At 71.3% G+C, this 17,940-nt stretch carries 18 protein-coding genes and 1 pseudogene; 17 read left to right on the forward strand and 2 right to left on the reverse strand.

What is annotated here, in order from left to right:
• From DMH12_RS19875 to DMH12_RS19950, 16 genes and pseudogenes are all read left to right on the forward strand, one after another.
• Positions 1-145: pseudogene (locus DMH12_RS19875) on the forward strand (MFS transporter); the annotation flags it as partial.
• 9 nt (positions 146-154) lie between these two features.
• A complete protein-coding gene (gene pafA, locus DMH12_RS19880; RefSeq protein ID WP_064727032.1) occupies positions 155-1,516 on the forward strand; it encodes a Pup--protein ligase in 1,362 nt (453 codons plus the stop codon).
• 144 nt (positions 1,517-1,660) lie between these two features.
• Entirely contained in the window at positions 1,661-2,668 is a 1,008-nt protein-coding gene (locus tag DMH12_RS19885; protein WP_125492884.1) for an FKBP-type peptidyl-prolyl cis-trans isomerase, read from the forward strand.
• 60 nt (positions 2,669-2,728) lie between these two features.
• Positions 2,729-3,100, forward strand: coding sequence for an FKBP-type peptidyl-prolyl cis-trans isomerase (locus DMH12_RS19890; RefSeq protein ID WP_125492885.1), 372 nt, complete (start codon positions 2,729-2,731; stop codon positions 3,098-3,100).
• A 137-nt stretch (positions 3,101-3,237) separates the two neighbouring features.
• Positions 3,238-4,191 carry a YafY family protein gene (locus DMH12_RS19895; RefSeq protein WP_125492886.1) on the forward strand — a complete coding sequence of 318 codons (954 nt, stop codon included), beginning with the start codon at positions 3,238-3,240 and terminating at the stop codon, positions 4,189-4,191.
• A gap of 18 nt (positions 4,192-4,209) precedes the next feature.
• Positions 4,210-5,262 (forward strand): YafY family protein, encoded by a 1,053-nt coding sequence (locus tag DMH12_RS19900; protein ID WP_125492887.1) that lies wholly within the window; start codon positions 4,210-4,212, stop codon positions 5,260-5,262.
• Between the two features lie 29 nt (positions 5,263-5,291).
• Positions 5,292-5,552 carry a hypothetical protein gene (locus tag DMH12_RS19905; protein ID WP_125492907.1) on the forward strand — a complete coding sequence of 87 codons (261 nt, stop codon included), beginning with the start codon at positions 5,292-5,294 and terminating at the stop codon, positions 5,550-5,552.
• Positions 5,553-5,562: 10 nt separating this feature from the next.
• The gene (locus DMH12_RS19910) at positions 5,563-5,757 is read left to right on the forward strand and encodes a hypothetical protein (protein ID WP_125492888.1); all 195 of its coding nucleotides are present in this window, start codon (positions 5,563-5,565) and stop codon (positions 5,755-5,757) included.
• 277 nt (positions 5,758-6,034) lie between these two features.
• Entirely contained in the window at positions 6,035-6,322 is a 288-nt protein-coding gene (tatA, locus tag DMH12_RS19915) for a Sec-independent protein translocase subunit TatA (RefSeq protein ID WP_122617306.1), read from the forward strand.
• A gap of 47 nt (positions 6,323-6,369) precedes the next feature.
• A complete protein-coding gene (tatC, locus tag DMH12_RS19920; protein WP_125492889.1) occupies positions 6,370-7,320 on the forward strand; it encodes a twin-arginine translocase subunit TatC in 951 nt (316 codons plus the stop codon).
• A gap of 66 nt (positions 7,321-7,386) precedes the next feature.
• On the forward strand, positions 7,387-10,239 hold the full coding sequence (locus tag DMH12_RS19925; protein ID WP_125492890.1) for an RNA helicase: 2,853 nt from the start codon (positions 7,387-7,389) through the stop codon (positions 10,237-10,239).
• Between the two features lie 368 nt (positions 10,240-10,607).
• Positions 10,608-12,230, forward strand: a complete 1,623-nt coding sequence (locus DMH12_RS19930) for an ATP-binding protein (RefSeq protein ID WP_125492891.1) — start codon at positions 10,608-10,610, stop codon at positions 12,228-12,230.
• A 26-nt stretch (positions 12,231-12,256) separates the two neighbouring features.
• Positions 12,257-12,634, forward strand: coding sequence for a roadblock/LC7 domain-containing protein (locus DMH12_RS19935; RefSeq protein WP_167308645.1), 378 nt, complete (start codon positions 12,257-12,259; stop codon positions 12,632-12,634).
• On the forward strand, positions 12,631-13,047 hold the full coding sequence (locus tag DMH12_RS19940) for a DUF742 domain-containing protein (protein ID WP_122617302.1): 417 nt from the start codon (positions 12,631-12,633) through the stop codon (positions 13,045-13,047). Before DMH12_RS19935 ends, DMH12_RS19940 begins: the two co-directional genes overlap by 4 nt.
• Complete coding sequence (locus DMH12_RS19945; protein WP_125492892.1) at positions 13,028-13,648, forward strand: ATP/GTP-binding protein; 621 nt, start codon at positions 13,028-13,030, stop codon at positions 13,646-13,648. The genes DMH12_RS19940 and DMH12_RS19945 overlap by 20 nt, the downstream gene beginning before the upstream one ends.
• A gap of 53 nt (positions 13,649-13,701) precedes the next feature.
• Positions 13,702-15,198 (forward strand): cytochrome P450, encoded by a 1,497-nt coding sequence (locus DMH12_RS19950; protein WP_125492893.1) that lies wholly within the window; start codon positions 13,702-13,704, stop codon positions 15,196-15,198.
• On the opposite strand, the gene DMH12_RS19955 is transcribed toward DMH12_RS19950, so the two are convergent.
• Positions 15,192-16,160 (reverse strand): RluA family pseudouridine synthase, encoded by a 969-nt coding sequence (locus DMH12_RS19955; RefSeq protein ID WP_125492894.1) that lies wholly within the window; start codon positions 16,158-16,160, stop codon positions 15,192-15,194. The genes DMH12_RS19950 and DMH12_RS19955 overlap by 7 nt on opposite strands.
• 80 nt (positions 16,161-16,240) lie before the next feature.
• On the opposite strand from DMH12_RS19955, the gene DMH12_RS19960 reads away from it, so the two are divergent.
• On the forward strand, positions 16,241-16,822 hold the full coding sequence (locus tag DMH12_RS19960) for a GNAT family N-acetyltransferase (protein WP_185832422.1): 582 nt from the start codon (positions 16,241-16,243) through the stop codon (positions 16,820-16,822).
• A 109-nt stretch (positions 16,823-16,931) separates the two neighbouring features.
• Here DMH12_RS19960 and DMH12_RS19965 read toward each other — a convergent pair whose 3' ends face one another.
• Positions 16,932-17,774, reverse strand: coding sequence for a siderophore-interacting protein (locus DMH12_RS19965; RefSeq protein WP_125492896.1), 843 nt, complete (start codon positions 17,772-17,774; stop codon positions 16,932-16,934).
• Positions 17,775-17,940: the final 166 nt, after the last annotated feature.

Below are 17,940 nucleotides of genomic sequence, written 5' to 3' on the forward strand. Positions count from 1 at the left end.
GGCGGGGGCGGTGTCGCTGCTCGTGCTGGTGGCCATGGGGCGGGTCCTCGCAGCTCCCGCGCGGGGAGCGGTGGTTGCGGCTTCATCGGAAAATGATCCAAACCGTGCCGTCGAACCCCGTTTCAGTTCGGGTCATCAGGCGTAATGTTCAGTCATGGACCGCCGCATTTTCGGGCTGGAGAACGAGTACGGCGTCACGTGCACGTTCAGGGGACAGCGCCGCCTGTCGCCTGACGAGGTGGCGCGGTACCTCTTCCGCCGTGTCGTGTCATGGGGCCGCAGCAGCAATGTCTTTCTGCGCAACGGGGCCCGCCTCTATCTCGACGTGGGATCACATCCGGAATACGCGACACCCGAATGTGACAACGTGATCGAACTCGTCACCCACGACAAGGCGGGCGAGCGCATTCTCGAAGGACTCCTGGTGGACGCCGAACGACGCCTGCACGAGGAGGGAATCGCGGGCGACGTCTACCTCTTCAAGAACAACACCGACTCCGCCGGCAACTCCTACGGCTGCCACGAGAACTATCTGGTGGCACGGCACGGGGAGTTCTCGCGGCTCGCGGACATCCTCATTCCGTTCCTGGTGACCCGGCAGCTGCTGTGCGGCGCCGGCAAGGTGCTGCAGACGCCGCGCGGTGCGGTGTACTGCGTCAGTCAGCGGGCGGAGCACATCTGGGAGGGCGTCTCCTCGGCGACCACCCGCTCCCGTCCCATCATCAACACCCGCGACGAGCCGCACGCCGACGCCGAGCGCTACCGGCGCCTGCACGTCATCGTGGGCGACTCGAACATGTCCGAGACGACCATGCTGCTCAAGGTCGGCGCCACCGACCTGGTGCTGCGCATGATCGAGGCGGGCACGGTGATGCGCGATCTGACCCTGGAGAACCCGATCCGGGCGATCCGCGAGGTCAGCCACGACATCACCGGACGGCGCAAGGTGCGTCTGGCCAGCGGCCGGGAGGCGTCCGCGCTGGAGGTGCAGCGGGAGTACTACGAGAAGGCCGTGGACTTCTGCGAGCGCCGCGGTATCCGCACCGGCACCGTGGAGCGGGTGCTGGAGCTGTGGGGGCGCACGCTGGACGCGATCGAGGCCGAGGACCTCGACCGTATCGACACCGAGATCGACTGGGTCATGAAGTACAAGCTCATCGAGCGGTACCGGGCCAAGCACAACATGACCATGTCGCATCCGCGGGTCGCGCAGATAGACCTCGCCTACCACGACATCCACCGGCGTCGTGGCCTCTACTACCTGCTCGAGAAGAAGGGCCAGGCGGCCCGGGTCGCCAATGACTTGAAGATCTTCGAGGGCAAGTCGGTGCCGCCGCAGACCACTCGGGCCAGGCTGCGCGGCGACTTCATCCGGCGGGCGCAGGAGCAGCGGCGGGACTTCACCGTCGACTGGGTCCACCTCAAGCTCAACGACCAGGCGCAGCGCACCGTGTTGTGCAAGGACCCGTTCCGTTCGGTGGACGACCGGGTGGAGAAGCTGATCGCCGGGATGTGACCCCGGCCGGGTGAGTTGCGCGTCACCGCGCGAAAGGGCGGAACGCCACACGGGCACCGTACGTTATCCGTACGGTGCCCTTCTCACGCCGTAGAGTTGCGCGCACGCCATCACGCAGACCCCCATCGATACGAGGCCCCCACCGTGCGCCGACGTTCCCTCCTCATCGCCGTCCCCGCGGGACTGGCCACGCTCGCCGCATGCGGTGACGACGACTCCGGCTCTTCGAGCGACGCGAGTGACAGCCCGTCGCCCGAGGCGTCGGCCACGACGTCGGCACCGCCGCCGCCGAAGATCGTCGACGGTCCGCTGCCGGCCATCACGGCGGGGACGAAGTTCGACGAGAAGCCGACGGTCGCCAAGGGCAGCGGGGAGCCGTCCAAGGACCTCGCGGTGAAGACGGTCATCGCGGGCGGCGGCAAAGCCGTCGCGGAGGGCGACTTCGTGTCGGCGAACTACCTCGGGCAGGTCTGGCAGAGCGCGAAGGTCTTCGACAACTCCTACGACCGCAAGACCCCTCTCGTCATCCAGCTCGCCCAGGGCAGCATCATCGACGGCTGGCGGTACGCGCTCACGGGCAAGAAGACCGGCAGCCGCGTCCTGTTCTCGGTGCCCCCCACCTGGGGGTACGGCGAGCAGGGCAACGAGCAGGCGGGCATCAAGGGCACCGACACGCTGGTCTTCGTGGTCGATCTGCAGGACACGTTCAACGCCAAGAGCTCCGCCAAGGGCGAGGAGGTGCCGCAGGACGACGCGGCGCTGCCCAAGGTCGGCACCAACACCGACGGCAAGGCGCCCTCCATCGAGGTGCCCGAGACCGACGCGCCGAAGAAGCTCGTGGCGGAGTACGTCCTGGAGGGCGACGGCGCCGAGGTCGGCGCGCAGGACAGCGTCCTCGTGCAGTACAAGGGCGTCGTGTGGGACGGCGGCAAGGAGTTCGACTCGACGTACAGCAGGAAGCAGCTGACGTCGTTCTCGCTGCAGCAGGTCGTCAAGGGCTGGTCGCAGGGTCTGACCGGCAAGAAGGTCGGCAGCCGGGTCCTCATCGTGATCCCGCCGGACCTGGGGTACGGCGACAGCCCGCCGGAGGGCAGCGGCATCGAGAAGGACTCCACGCTCGTCTTCTCGGTCGACATCCTGGCGAAGATGTGACGCTCCAGAGATGTAAGACTTGGTCCGTTGCCTTTCCGCAGACAAGCAGGAGCTGAACACGTGAGCATCGACAAGCCCGAGGTCGACTTCCCGGGTGGCGAGCCGCCGGCGGACCTCGAGATCAAGGACATCTGGGAGGGCGACGGCCCGGTTGCCGAGGCCGGTCAGACCGTGACCGTCCACTACGTGGGCGTGACCTTCAGCTCGGGCGAGGAGTTCGACGCGAGCTGGAACCGCGGTGCGCCGTTCCGCTTCCCGCTCGGCGGCGGCCGTGTCATCGCCGGCTGGGACAAGGGCGTGCAGGGCATGAAGGTCGGCGGCCGCCGCCAGCTGACCATCCCGGCGCACCTCGCGTACGGCAACCAGAGCCCGACCCCGGCGATCCCGCCCGGTTCGACGCTGATCTTCGTGGTCGATCTGCTCGGAGTCTGATCCACGTCCGAACGGACAGTGATCAGAGCCGGTCATCAAGGGTCCATGCCTGTCCGGGCATGGGCCCTCGGCTTTTGCCGCGCCACCCCGGGGCGGTACGGTCATCCGTCGTAAGCACCATAGGGAGAAGGGCGTCGATGGCCATTGCCAAGGCCGAGCGGCTGATGAACCTGGCGCTGTGTCTGCTCGGGACACGGCGGCCGCTCAGCAAGCGTGAGCTGCGTGAGTCCGTCGAGGCCTATCTCGAAGCGGGCTCCGACGACTCCTTCAACCGCATGTTCGAGCGCGACAAGGACGACCTGCGCGAACTCGGACTGGTCATCGAGACCGTGGAGAGCCTCGACGGCGAGATCGGCTACCTGGCCCGCCGGGACAGCAACCGCCTGCCGCCCATCACCCTGGACGCCGAGGAGGCCGCCGCGCTGGGGCTGGCCGCGAAGGTGTGGCAGCAGGCCCGGCTCGCCGGTGCCGCGAGCGGCGCCCTGCAGAAGCTGCGCGCGGCCGGGCTGCCGGAGGACGTCGACCCCTACGAGCCGCACGGCGCGCTGGAGCCGCGCATCCCGGTGCACGAGGCGGCCTTCGAGCCGCTGATGCTCGCCTGCCGTGACCGCCGGCCCGTCGGCTTCGACTACCGCAAGGCCAACGCCGCGCAGCCCGAGCCCCGGCACGTGGAGCCCTGGGCGCTGGAGTGCTGGCGCGGGCACTGGTACCTGGCGGGCTTCGACCGCGACCGCGGGGCGGAGCGGGTCTTCCGGCTGTCGCGGATCACCGGCAGGGTCCGCTCGCGCGGCGGGCGGTTCACCGCGCCGGTGCCCGACGTCGTCACCGTCCGCGAGACGGTCGCGAGCTGGGCGGGGGAGACCGCCGACCGCTCCGCGCGGATCCGGCTGCGTGCGGGCGCGGGATACCCGCTGCGGGCGAAGTCCACCGCCGTACGGGAACTCGGCGACGGCTGGGACGAGTTGGAGATTCCGTACGGGCACGGCCTGGACGCCTGGCTGGTCGAGTTCGGGCCGGACGTGGTGGTGCTGGAGCCCGCGGAGTTGCGTGCGGACGTGGTGGACCGGCTGCGTGCCGTCGCCAAGGGCTGAGGGGGAGCGGACAACACAGTGGCAGGCAAACCGGTCAGGCCAGTGAACGCCATCGACCAGACCCGGCGGATGCTGTCCCTGGTGACGTATCTGAGGGAGCGTCCCGGGGCGCGGATCGAGGACGTCGCCCGGGCCTTCGGCATCACCGAGGACGAGCTGGTCTCCGACCTCGACGTGCTGCCCATGTGCGGCACCAGTTTCCGCGGCGGCGACCTGCTCGACATCGACACCGACGGCGAGCGCATCTGGTGGCACAATCCGGCCGCGCTCGGCGCCGACGCCGCGGAGCCGCTGCGGCTCGCCGCCGACGAGGCCACCGCGCTGCTGGTCGCCGCCCGGGCCGTGGCGACCCTGCCCGGCCTGCGCGAGAGCGACCGGCAGGCGCTGCTGCGGGCGACCGCCAAGGTGGAGACCTCGGCCGGGGAGGCCGCGGGCGCCAGTTCGCGGCTGTCCGTCACCTTCGAGTCCGAGGGCGGCGTCTTCGCCGACGTCGACCGGGCGATCTCAGAGCGCCGCCGGCTGTGGATCCGCTACTACTCGCCGGCCCGCGACGAGGTCACCGAGCGCGAGATCGACCCCATCCGGCTGGTCAGCGTCGGGCACACCTACGTGGAGGCGTGGTGCCGCCGCTCCGAGGCGCGGCGCACCTTCCGCCTCGACCGGGTCGCCGAGATCCGCATCCTGGACGAGCCGTCGGCGCCGCCCGAGGTGGAGCTGCGGGACCTGTCGGAGGGCCTGGTGCAGCCCGCCGCCGAGGACCCGGAGGTGGTCGTCGAGGTCGGCCCGGGCGGGCGCTGGGTCGCCGAGTACTACCCGCACGACAGCGCGGACGAACTTCCCGACGGCGGCCTGCGCATCACCCTGCGCACCCCCGATCCGGCCTCTCTGCGGCGGCTGGCGCTGCGGCTCGGCCGTGACGGCCGGATCGTCTCCCCGCCCGAGCTGGCCGACAGCGCCCGGCACGCCGCCCGGGAGGCGCTGGCCGCCTACGACGGGATCGAGGCGGCCGGTCCGGCAGCCGGCGCCGGGACGGTCGAGGGCCCGCACGAACGGCAGGAGCGAGGACTGTGAGCGAGCCCCTGGGACCAGGTGGACCGGGCATGTCGGCGGCCTCCGCGTTCGCGGGCATGAGACGGGTGGCGCCGATCGTGTTCAAGGCGGGCTGCCCGGACTGCCGGGGCCGCTTCGAACTGGCCGCGAGCGCCCTCCGGCTCGCCATCGGCGCCACCAGCCGCACCACCTTCTACTCGTTCACCTGCCCCGAGTGCGGCTCCGCGGTCCGCAAGCCGGCGGGGGAGCGGGTCGTGGAACTGCTCACGGGCGGCGGGGTCAGGACACTGCGGCTGCACTCCACCGTCTAGTCTCGACGTCATGTTCTGGCCGATGCTCGCCGTTGCCCTGGGTTTCCTTGGTCTCGCCGTCCTCACGGTGTTCGCCGTGAAGGTGTTCGTGGAGACGCAGCGACTCGCCAGGCAGGTGACGGACTCGGCCCGCAGGATCGGCCGCGCCGCGGATGATCTGGAACGCGCCACCGAGAGCGCCGCCCGTTCCGTGGACGCCCTGTGAACGCGAGAACCGCGCCACGCGGCCCGGTGGCCGGCCCGACGGACCCGCGCGAGTCGTGTATGGACCGATTCACCCTGTCACCCCACAGGCCCCTGAAGGTACGCTGCTGGTCGCGGCCCGGAAAACGAGGCCCGGCCGCGGACGGGAGTACGCACGGGGATTGCCTCACGTTCACCCCTGAGCGTTACGATCGCTGCACAAGACGATCGATCGGACGCATGTCCGACCGGTCGGACAGCACCCCCACCCAGCCGCCTCGGTGAGAAGGTAAAGACTTATGTTCGGAAGGCTCGGAGCCCCCGAGATCATTCTCATCCTCGTCGTCATCATCCTGCTGTTCGGCGCGAAGAAGCTTCCGGACATGGCGCGCTCCCTCGGCAAGTCCGCGCGCATCCTCAAGAGCGAGGCCAAGGCGATGAAGAGCGAGGGCAAGAACGACTCCTCCGCCCCCGCCGACCCGCCGAACCCCGAGCAGTCCGCGGCGCAGCGCACCATCCAGGCCGCCCCCGGCGACGTGACCAGCTCCCGCCCGGTCAACGAGCCGACGGACACGACCAAGCGCTGACGCAGGGCCGGTGACCTCCGGCCCGCCGCACGAGATGGGAACGTGGGTTGCTGAAGCCTGCCCGCACCAAGGAGAGGGACCCGGAGGGGCGGATGCCCCTGGCGGAGCACCTTCGTGAGCTCCGCAACCGGCTCGCGAAGGCACTGTTGGCCATCGTCGCCGTCACCGTCGTCGCGGCCTTCTTCTACCAGGAGATCATCAACGTCCTCACCGAGCCGATCCTCGATTCGATCGGCTGTGAGAAGTCCTTCGCGGAGCTGGCCGAGTCGACGGCCGGCTCGGAGCCGTGCGCGCAGATCACCATCAACGGTCTGCTCGGCCCGTTCACCCTGGCGCTGAAGGTGTCGCTGACGGCGGGCATCGTGCTGGCCTCGCCGGTCTGGCTCTACCAGTTGTGGGCGTTCGTCGCCCCGGGGCTGCACCGCAACGAGAAGAAGTACGCCTACGCGTTCGTCGCCACCGGCGCCCCGCTGTTCCTCATCGGCGCCTACTTCGCCTACGCGGTGCTGCCCACCTCCGCGGAGGTGCTGATCGAATTCACGCCGAGCGAAGTCGACAACCTGCTGCCGCTGGACGACCTGCTCGACCTCGTCACCCGCATGGTGATCGTCTTCGGGCTCTCCTTCGAGCTGCCCCTGCTGCTCGTGATGCTCAACCTCACCGGAGTGCTGTCCGGCAGGCGGATGCTCGGCTGGTGGCGCGCGATGATCATGGGCATCACGCTGTTCGCGGCCATCGCCACGCCGAGCACGGACCCGCTGACCATGATCCTGCTGGCCGGGCCGATCTGGGTGCTGTACTTCGCCGCCGTCGCCGTCTCCCTGGTCAACGACCGCCGCAGGGCCCGGCGCGAGGCCCTGGAGCCCGACGACGACGAGGCGTCGGACCTGGACCTGACTCCGGAGAGCATCGGCGAGGTCGAGGCCGTGACCACCGCCCGCGCCCTGCCCGAGCAGGCCACGAAGGACCGGGTCAACGGCTACGACGACGTGACCTAGCGCCACCGGGGCGGCGACGGCAGGCGTCGCCGCCCCCACGGAACCCCCACAGGGCCGTTCCCGATAATGATCGTCCTGTTGTCAGTGCGGCCCGGTACGCTCGAAAGCACGATGACAGAGGATCTCTCACCGGCCGAGCGGTACGCGGCAGCCCGTCAGCGCGCTGTCGAGCAGGCCACCGCGCTCGCCTCCTTCCGCGAGATGTACGACTTCGGCCTCGACCCCTTCCAGATCGAGGCCTGTCAGGCCCTCGAGGCGGGCAAGGGCGTTTTGGTGGCCGCGCCCACCGGTTCCGGCAAGACGATCGTCGGCGAGTTCGCCGTCCACCTCGCCCTCCAGCAGGGCAAGAAGTGCTTCTACACGACGCCGATCAAGGCACTGTCGAACCAGAAGTACGCCGACCTGTGCCGCCGCTACGGCTCGGACCGCGTCGGCCTCCTCACCGGTGACAACAGCGTGAACTCGGAGGCCCCGGTCGTCGTCATGACCACCGAGGTCCTGCGGAACATGCTGTACGCGGGCTCCCAGACCCTCCTCGGCCTCGGATACGTGGTCATGGACGAGGTGCACTACCTCTCCGACCGCTTCCGCGGCGCCGTGTGGGAAGAGGTGATCATCCACCTCCCCGAGTCGGTGACCCTGGTGTCACTGTCGGCGACCGTGTCCAACGCGGAGGAGTTCGGCGACTGGCTCGACACCGTCCGCGGCGACACCCAGGTGATCGTCTCCGAGCACCGGCCCGTGCCGCTGTTCCAGCACGTGCTCGCCGGGCGGCGGATGTACGACCTGTTCGAGGAGGGCGAGGGCCGCAAGCGAGCCGTCAACCCGGACCTCACGCGCATGGCGCGCATGGAGGCGAGCCGCCCGTCCTACCAGGACCGCAGGCGCGGCCGCGCCATGAAGGAGGCCGACCGGGAGCGCGAGCGCCGACAGCGCTCCCGGGTGTGGACGCCCAGCCGCCCCGAGGTCATCGAGCGGCTCGACTCCGAGGGACTGCTGCCGGCGATCACCTTCATCTTCAGCCGCGCCGCCTGCGAGGCCGCAGTCCAGCAGTGCCTCTACGCCGGCCTGCGCCTCAACGACGAGGACGCCCGGGACAGGGTGCGCGCCCTCGTGGAGGAGCGCACCGCCTCCATCCCGACCGAGGACCTGCACGTCCTGGGGTACTACGAGTGGCTGGAGGGCCTCGAGCGCGGCATCGCCGCCCACCACGCGGGCATGCTGCCGACGTTCAAGGAGGTCGTCGAGGAGCTGTTCGTCCGCGGACTGGTCAAGGCCGTCTTCGCCACCGAGACCCTCGCCCTCGGCATCAACATGCCCGCCCGCTCGGTGGTGCTGGAGAAGCTCGTCAAGTGGAACGGCGAGCAGCACGCCGACATCACCCCCGGCGAGTTCACCCAGCTCACCGGCCGGGCCGGCCGGCGCGGCATCGACGTCGAGGGCCACGCCGTGGTGCTGTGGCAGCGCGGCATGAACCCCGAGCACCTCGCGGGACTGGCCGGCACCCGCACCTACCCGCTGCGCTCCAGTTTCCGGCCGTCGTACAACATGGCCGTCAACCTGGTCGAGCAGTTCGGCCGGCACCGCTCGCGGGAGCTGCTGGAGACCTCCTTCGCGCAGTTCCAGGCGGACAAGTCGGTCGTCGGCATCTCCCGGCAGGTGCAGCGCAACGAGGAGGGGCTGGAGGGCTACCAGGCCTCCATGACCTGCCACCTCGGCGACTTCGAGGAGTACGCGCGCCTGCGCCGCGAGCTGAAGGACCGGGAGACCGAGCTGGCCCGGCAGGGCGCCAACCAGCGGCGCGCCGAGGCCGCCGTCGCGCTGGAGAAGCTGAAGCCGGGCGACGTCATCCACGTGCCGACGGGCAAGTACGCGGGCCTCGCCCTGGTGCTGGACCCGGGCCTGCCCGCCGGCCGGTCCAACGGCCACCGCGGCTTCGAGCACCACGACGGACCCCGCCCGCTGGTGCTCACCGCCGAACGGCAGGTCAAGCGGCTGGCGTCGATGGACTTCCCGGTGCCCGTCGAGGCGCTGGAGCGGATGCGCATCCCGAAGTCCTTCAACCCGCGCTCGCCCCAGTCCCGCCGCGACCTCGCCTCCGCACTGCGCACCAAGGCCGGGCACATCCCGCCGGAGCGGGCCCGCAAGAAGCGGTCCGAGGCCGCCGACGACCGGGAGATCGCCCGGCTGCGCAAGGCCATCCGCGCCCACCCCTGCCACGGCTGCGACGACCGCGAGGACCACGCCCGCTGGGCCGAGCGCTACCACCGGCTGCTGCGCGACACCTCGCAGCTGGAGCGCCGGATCGAGGGCCGGACGAACACCATCGCCCGCACCTTCGACCGGATCGTCGCGCTGCTGACCGAGCTGGACTACCTGCGCGGCGACGAGGTCACCGAGCACGGCAAGCGCCTCGCCCGGCTCTACGGCGAGCTGGACCTGCTCGCCAGCGAGTGCCTGCGCGAGGGCGTGTGGGAAGGGCTCGCCCCGGCCGAACTGGCCGCCTGCGTCTCGGCGCTGGTCTACGAGTCCCGGGTCGCCGACGACGCGATGGCGCCGAAGGTGCCCTCGGGCAGGGCCAAGGCCGCGCTCGGCGAGACGGTCCGCATCTGGGGCCGCCTCGACGCCCTGGAGGAGGACTTCCGGATCAGCCAGACCGAGGGCGTCGGCCAGCGCGAGCCCGACCTCGGCTTTGCCTGGGCGGCGTACATGTGGGCGTCCGGCAAGGGTCTCGACGAGGTGCTGCGCGAGGCGGAGATGCCTGCGGGCGACTTCGTGCGCTGGTGCAAGCAGGTCATCGACGTCCTCGGCCAGATCGCGGCCGCCGCGCCCGCCCAGGGCTCCACGGTCCCGAAGAACGCGCGCAAGGCGGTCGAGGAACTGCTGCGCGGAGTGGTCGCCTACTCGTCCGTGGGCTAGCCCGGACGGACGGCACGCGACGAAGGCCCGGCGGGAGACCGCCGGGCCTTCGCGCGTACGCGGGAGAGTCCGGCACCTTTCCCCCGTCACGGTGAGTGAATTACGTACACCCGAACACGCTCACGCATCGTGTTCGAATGATTCCCCGGCGTGCAAAAGTGCCGACCTTACTCCAGCCCCGAGGCCCGTTTCAGGCGGTTGCCGAATATGACACGGCGATGATCCGCTCGGACTAAGCTCGCCCGCAGCGCACCGAGTTGAGGTGTAATCGCGCGCTTGTTCCCTATGCGGCGATGATCCCGACAGCTCCCAGACATACCCCGTCGCAAGCTCCCCCATCCCTGCCGATTCGTTTTCAGAGGGCCTACATGGTGAGTGTTGATTCCCCTCCAGGTCGCCGTGAACTTCCCTACGCGCGAACGCTGTTGCTGCCGGCCATACTGATGGCCGCGGCCACCGGGGCCGCCGTCGCCCTCGTGACGGAACCGGCCCGGCTCGCCGTCGGCCTGTGCGGTGCCGTCGCCACCCTGCTGGTGGTCTCCGCGGCGGCCGAAGCGGTACGCCGCGGCCGTGCGCTGCGGGCCGAGCGCGCCGCGCACGCCCGTCACAGCGCGTATCTGGAGCACCGGGCGGCGAGCCACCACGAGGAGATGGTCGAGCTCGGCGCCGTCGTGCTGCCCGACGTGCTGCACTTCATGCGCAGGGGGAACACGCCCGCGGAGGTGATGCGCCGCCTCGGCGAGGTGAACCCCGCCTACACCGAACTCGGCGAGCCCCAGCGCCGGCTGATCCGCATGGTCTGCGAGATCGTCGACCACCAGGACTCCATGCGCGAGTCCGCGGAGCGCTCCTTCGTCGACATCGCCCGCCGCGTCCAGGCGATCGTCCACCAGCAGAACAAGGAACTCCGCGAGATGGAGGAGGACCACGGGCGCAACCCCGAGGTCTTCGACGACCTCCTGCGCATCGACCACGGCACCTCGCTGATCGGCCGCCTCGCCGACTCCATCTCCGTGATCGGCGGCGGCCGGCCCGGACGCCAGTGGCCCGAGCCGGTCGCCCTCTACAGCGTGCTGCGCGGCGCCATGTCCCGGATCCTGGAGTACCGCCGGATCAACCTGGCCTCCATCGCCAAGGTCAACATCAAGGGCACCGCGGTCGAACCGGTCATCCACGCCGCGGCGGAGCTGCTCGACAACGCCACCCGCTACTCACCGCCCGCGTCCAAGGTGCACGTCACCGCGACCGAGGTGCAGAGCGGAGTCTGCATCGAGATCGAGGACGCCGGCGTCAGCCTCAGCGAGGAGTCCCGCGCCCGCATCGAGGGCCTGCTGGAACAGGCCAAGCGCGGCACCGACGTGCAGGACCTCGCCCACCACCCGCGCCTGGGCCTGTCCGTCGTCGGCCGGCTGTGCACGCAGTTCGGCATGGACGTCTCGCTGCGGGCCTCCGCGTACGGCGGGGTCCGCGCCATCCTCATCGTGCCGAGCAAGATGATGACCACCGAGCCCGGCGTCGGCCTCGCCCACGGCATCGGCGCGACCTCGATCCCCACCCCGGGCCCGGACGCGCTGCCCGGACCGCAGCGCAAGCCCAAGAAGCGCCGCCCCACCAGCCCGCGCATCCCGGCCGGCGTCTCCATGGAGGACGACGTCCCCGAGGTCACCGAGTGGACGGCCGGAGGTCTGCCGCAGCGCCGCAGCCGGGTCAAGATGCCGCTCAGCCAACGCCTCGCCGAACAGGCGGTCTGGGAGCGCGAGGACGCCGAGCGCGAGGCCCGCCTGGCCGCCGAACGCGCCCGCAACGGCATCCCGGCGCCCGCGGAGCCCGAGCCCGCGCAGCACAAGGACCAGGGCCTCCCGCCGGGGCACTTCATCGGCGCCTTCTGGGAGGGCCTCAAGCAGCACCCGGGCATCACCCAGGCCCACCAGCAGTCCAGCAGTGACGAGCCGGCCCACGCCCCGGCAGACGACGAGGGGAACCTCAAGTGATCGAGCAGCAAGGCAAGTTCGACTGGATGCTCCGGGACCTCTACGACGGCGTCCCGGGCATCGAGATGATCGTCGTGCTCTCCGCCGACGGCCTGCGCATCGCCCGCTACTCGGGGGACCCCGACGCCGCCGACCGGGTCGCCGCCGCCTGCGCGGGCCTGCAGAGCCTGGCGAGCGCCGTCAGCCAGGAGATCCCCACCAGCGACGGCGACATGAAGATGGTGCTCATCGAGATGAACGGCGGCTACTTCTACCTGATGGCCGCGGGCCCCAACGCCTACCTCGCCGTGCTCTCCGACGTCCGCTGCGAACCCGGCCGGATGGGCCTGAGCATGGCCGACCTGGTCGCCCGTATCGGCCCCCATCTCACCAGTCCCGCGCGGCGCAACGGGCAGACCGTATGACTCCTCCCCAACGCCAGAGGCGAACTCCCGGCCCGGACCGGCCCGCCGAGTCCACCGGCCCCGCCCCACCCGGCAAAGAGGGCGAGACCCGCAACCCCGAGCGGCTCTTCGTCATCGGCGGCGAGGGCAACGGCGAGCGCGCCGACATCGACCTGGTCACCCTGATCGTGGCCCGCGCGGACCCCCCGGTCTCCGCCACCCCGGAACAGGCCGCCCTGCTGCGGCTGTGTGCCGCACCCCTGTCCGTAGCCGAGCTGTCGGCCTACCTGAGCCTGCCGTTCAGTGTGGTGACCGTGCTGCTCACCGACCTGCTGGCGGCGGAACTGGTGCAGGCCCGCGCCTCGATCGTCCGCCAGAAGGTGGCCGACCGGAACCTCCTCGAAGCGGTGATGCATGGACTTCAAAAACTCTGACACGATCCCCGGCCCGCGCACCGAGGACCGGCTGCCGCACACGGCCGAGGCGGCCGTGAAGATCGTCATCGTGGGCGGCTTCGGCGTCGGCAAGACCACGATGGTCGGCTCGGTCAGCGAGATCAGACCGCTGACCACCGAGGAGACGATGACCCAGGCGGGCATCGGCGTCGACGACAACTACGGGTCCGCCTCCAAGACCGCCACCACGGTCGCCATGGACTTCGGCCGCATCAGCATCACCGACCAACTGGTGCTGTACCTCTTCGGCACACCCGGCCAGGAACGCTTCTGGTTCCTGTGGAACGGCCTGTTCGAGGGCGCCCTCGGCGCGGTCGTCCTGGTCGACACCCGCCGCCTGGAGGTCAGCTTCGACGTCATGGGGCGCCTGGAGGAACGCGGCGTGCCCTTCGTGGTCGCCGTCAACACCTTCCCCGACGCGCCCCGCTACCCCGTCGCGGAGCTGCGGACCGCGCTCGACCTGCCCGAGGAGATCCCCATCCTCGACTGCGACGTACGGCGCCGCGCCTCCAGCCGCGACGTCCTGATGACCCTGATGCGCTTCCTGCACTCCCTCGCCATGAAGGGCGCGCTCACCTGACCGTGCCCGGACGACCCACCCCCTGACCCACACTTCTGCTGCGGAGCGAGACTGTGACGCCTGAACGCCACTCCCCGACCGGAACGGGCAACCCCCTGCTCGACCCGCCCCCCGGCTGCCCCGCGCACGGCCTCGGGCCGGGCGGGCTGCACCGGCTGCACGAGGCGGACGACCTGAACGAGCTGTACGACGAACTGCGCGAGCGGCACGGGCCGGTGGCGCCCGCGCTGATCCACGACGACGTACCCGTGTGGGTGGTCCTCGGACACGCCGAGAACCTGCACATGGTGAGCACCCCCGCCCAGTTCTGCCGCGACAGCCGGATCTGGAACCCGCTCAACGAGGGCATGGTCAAACCCGACCACCCGCTGATGCCGCACATCGCCTGGCAGCCCATCTGCTCGCACGCCGAGGGCGACGAGCACAAACGGCTGCGCGGCGCGGTCACCAGCGCCATGTCCGACCTCGACTACCGGGAGCTGCGCCGGCACATCAAGCGCTACACCCAGCGCATCGTCAACCGGTTCTGCGAGGAGGGCCGCGCCGACCTCGTCGGGCAGTTCGCCGAGCACCTGCCGATGGGCGTGATGTGCCACCTCCTCGGCATGCCCGACGAGTACAGCGACCGGATGGTGGAGGCGGCCCGCGACACCCTCAAGGGCACCGAGACGGCGATCGCCAGCCACGCCTACGTCATGGAGGCGCTGGGGCGGCTCACCGAGGCGCGTCGGGCCAACCCGCGGGACGACATCGCCGGGCGCCTCGTCAACCACCCGGCCGGGCTCACCGACGACGAGGTCAGGGAGCACCTGCGGGTGGTGCTCCTGGCCGCCTACGAGGCGACCGTCAACCTCATCGGCAACGTGCTGCGCGTGGTGCTGACCGACCCCGGCTTCCGCGCCCAGCTCAGCGGCGGGCAGATGACGGTGCCGGAGGCGGTCGAGCAGTCGCTGTGGGACGAGCCGCCGTTCAGCACCGTGTTCGCCTACTTCGCCAAGCAGGAGACGGAGCTGGGCGGGCAGCGCATCCGGGCCGGCGACGGACTGCTGCTGGGCATCGCGCCGGGCAACGTCGACCCGCGCATCCGCCCCGACCTCGACGCGAGCATGATGGGCAACCGCTCGCACCTCGCCTTCGGCGGCGGCCCGCACGAGTGCCCGGGGCAGGACATCGGGCGTGCCATCGCCGACGCGGGCATCGACGCGCTGCTGATGCGGCTGCCCGACGTGCAGCTCGCCTGCGACGAGGACGACCTGCGGTGGCGGTCCTCGATCGCCTCCCGGCACCTGGTGGAACTGCCGGTGCGGTTCGAGCCCAAGGAGCAGCAGGACATCATGCAGCAGCCGAGCCACGCGCCCGCCCCCGCGCGGCGCCCCGACTGGCACGTCGGCATCCCGAAACCGGAAGAGCGGACGCAGCCGCCGGTCCCGTCGCACCCGCCGCAGCCGGTGCCCGCGAACGCCGCGCCGCCCCAGCCGGTGCCGTTCCCCGAGCAGCCCCGGCCGCGCGGTGCCTGGCAGCGCTTCCTGCTCTGGTGGCGCGGCTACTGAGGGCCGGCCCACTCCTCGTACGCCGTCCACGCCCCGAGGGACCGTCCGCTGCGGAAGCGGTGCTCGCGTCCCGTGACCGGATCGGTGAACCCCAGCTCCCGCGCGAGCAGTTGCAGCGGGCGCCGGAAGTCGCCGGCCGGCACGGGGGCGGTCACCTCGGGGTAGAGGGGGTCGCCGAGGAGGGGCACGCCGAGGCTGTTCATGTGCACCCGCAGCTGGTGGGTCTGGCCGGTGCCGGGCACCAGCCGGTACCGCCCCAGCTCCGGACCCCCGCCCGGGGCCCGGTGGTGCGCGGCCAGCTCGACGCGGGTGACGGCGTTGGGCTCGCCCTCGATCTCGCGGGCGGCCAGGGTCCCGCGTTCCTTGAGGATGCGGCTGCGCACGGTCCGGGGAAGGTCGAGCTCCGGGGCGTACGGGGCGACGGCCTCGTACTCCTTGCGCACCCGGCGGTCGCCGAACAGGCTCTGGTACGCGCCGCGTTCCTCCGGGCGCACGATGAACAGGACCAGTCCCGCGGTGAGCCGGTCCAGGCGGTGCGCGGCACCGAGCGCGGGGAGGTCCAGCTCCCGGCGCAGCCTGGCCAGCGCGGTCTCGGTGACGTGGCCGCCGCGCGGGGTGGTGGCCAGGAAGTGGGGTTTGTCGGCGACGACGATGTGCGCGTCGCGGTACACGACCTCCAGCGGGAAGGGGACCGGCACCTCGGCGGGCGTCTCGCGGTGGAACCACACGAACATCCCCGGCTCGTACGGCGCGTCCGCCGGCACCGCCCGTCCGTCCGCCGCGACGAACAGTCCGGCGGCGAACATGCCGTCGACGACGCCGGCGCCCGCGCCGGACAGCCGTTCCGCCAGGTGCTCGCGCACCGTGGACCACGGGCCGTGCGCGGGCAGCCGCACCCGCATCGCGTCGATGCCGTCGCGCTGCGGCAGGGGCGAGGGCGGGGGAGGGGTGCGGCGTCTCATCACCGCCAGCCTACGAGGCGGCCGGCGGTGCCGGGAAAAACGCTGGGCGGCCGGTGCCGCCGGTTGGCAGGATGCCGGGCATGCCCTACCTGACGCACCCGGTCCTCGCCGCAGGCACCCTCTCCGGCACCCCGCAGCCCACGCTCCCCACGGGGGACGGGTTGCTGCTGCGCCCGTGGCGCGACGAGGACGCACCCGCCGTCCACGCGGCCTTCCAGGACCCGCTGATGCACCAGTGGCACGTCCGTTCCGCCGACTCCGAGGACGAGGTGCGCGGCTGGATCGCCGACTGGCGGCAGGGCTGGGAGCGGGAGCGGAACGCCCAGTGGGCCGTCGTCGGGGCGGCCGACGATCTGCTGGTCGGCAGGGTCGCCCTGCGGGACATGGTGTTCTGGGACGGACTGGCCGAGGTCGCCTACTGGACCACCGCGGCCGCCCGCGGCCGGGGCGTCGCGGCCCGCGCCTCCCGGGCGCTGGCCGCCTGGGCCCTGGACGAGGTCGGCTTCCAGCGCCTGGAACTCACCCACGCGGTCGCCAACGAAGCGTCCTGCCGGGTGGCCCACAAGGCGGGCTTCGCGCCGGAGGGCGTCAAGCGCAGGGCCGTGCTCCATCCGGACGGCTGGCACGACATGCATCTGCACGCGCGGGTGCGCGGGGACTGAGCGGGTGGGGGCCTGCGCGCCGGTGTCGCTTCGCCCGGGTGGCCGGTCCTGGTGGGGCTGCCGGGCGCGTCGAGGGCGGGCTTCGCCCCGGGAGGGCGTCGAGCGGCGGCTAGGCCGCCGAGGCGCCCTCCTGCTCGGCCTCGATGCGGGCGTTCCACTCGCGCTTCGAGGCCTGCCAGCCGTCCTCGTTGTGGCCGAGCCGCCAGTAGCCGGAGATCGACAGGTTCTCGCGGGAGATCTCCCGCTCCATCCGCAGATAGCGGCGCAGTTCCTTGACGCAGGCCGCCTCGCCGTGCACGAAGATGTGCGGGCGGCCCTCGGGGAAGTCCAGCGCGCGCACCGCCTCGACCAGGGCCTGGCCCACCGGACGGGCGCCGCGGTGCAGCCAGACGACCTCCACGTCGGAGTCGATCTTCTGCTCCTCCTCGGGCCCGTCGACCTCCACGAACGCGAAGGCGCGGGCGCCGTCGGGCAGCGCCTCCAGGGAGCGGGCGATCGCCGGCAGGGCGCTCTCGTCGCCGGCCAGCAGGTGCCAGTCGGCCGTCGGGTCGGGGGCGTAGGCGCCGCCGGGGCCCATGAAGTGGACGGTCTCGCCCGGCCGGACGCGCTTGGCCCAGGGGCCGGCCAGCCCCTCGTCGCCGTGGATGACGAAGTCCAGCGTCATCTCGTGGTGCGCGGCGTCCCAGTGGCGCACGGTGTACGTGCGGGTCACCGGCCACTGGTCGCGGGGGAACTCCTCGCGGATCCGGTCCACGTCGAAGGGCTCGGGGTAGGTCACGCCCTCGGCGGCGAAGAGCAGCTTCACGTAGTGGTCGGTACAGGTGTCCGCGGAGATCTCGGCCAGCCCCTCGCCGCCGAGCACCACACGCTGCATGTGCGGGGTCAGCCGCTCGGTGCGGACGACCTGTGCGGTGTGCGGCTTGCGCGGCTTGCGCGCCGGACGGTCTGCCATGACGGCCTCCCTGCTCACTGCGTGCGGATCACTGGGTTAGGTTCACCTAAGTTAGCATCCCCTTCCCACTCCTGGCGTCACGAAGGGGAGATCCGCGACGTTCCGCACGCAGAGTACGACTTCCCCTCGTCCGGGAGCCGACGCACCGCGCGGGCATCGTCCGCCG

It is taken from the genome of Streptomyces sp. WAC 04229, from assembly GCF_003947455.1.
Lineage (GTDB): Bacteria > Actinomycetota > Actinomycetes > Streptomycetales > Streptomycetaceae > Streptomyces.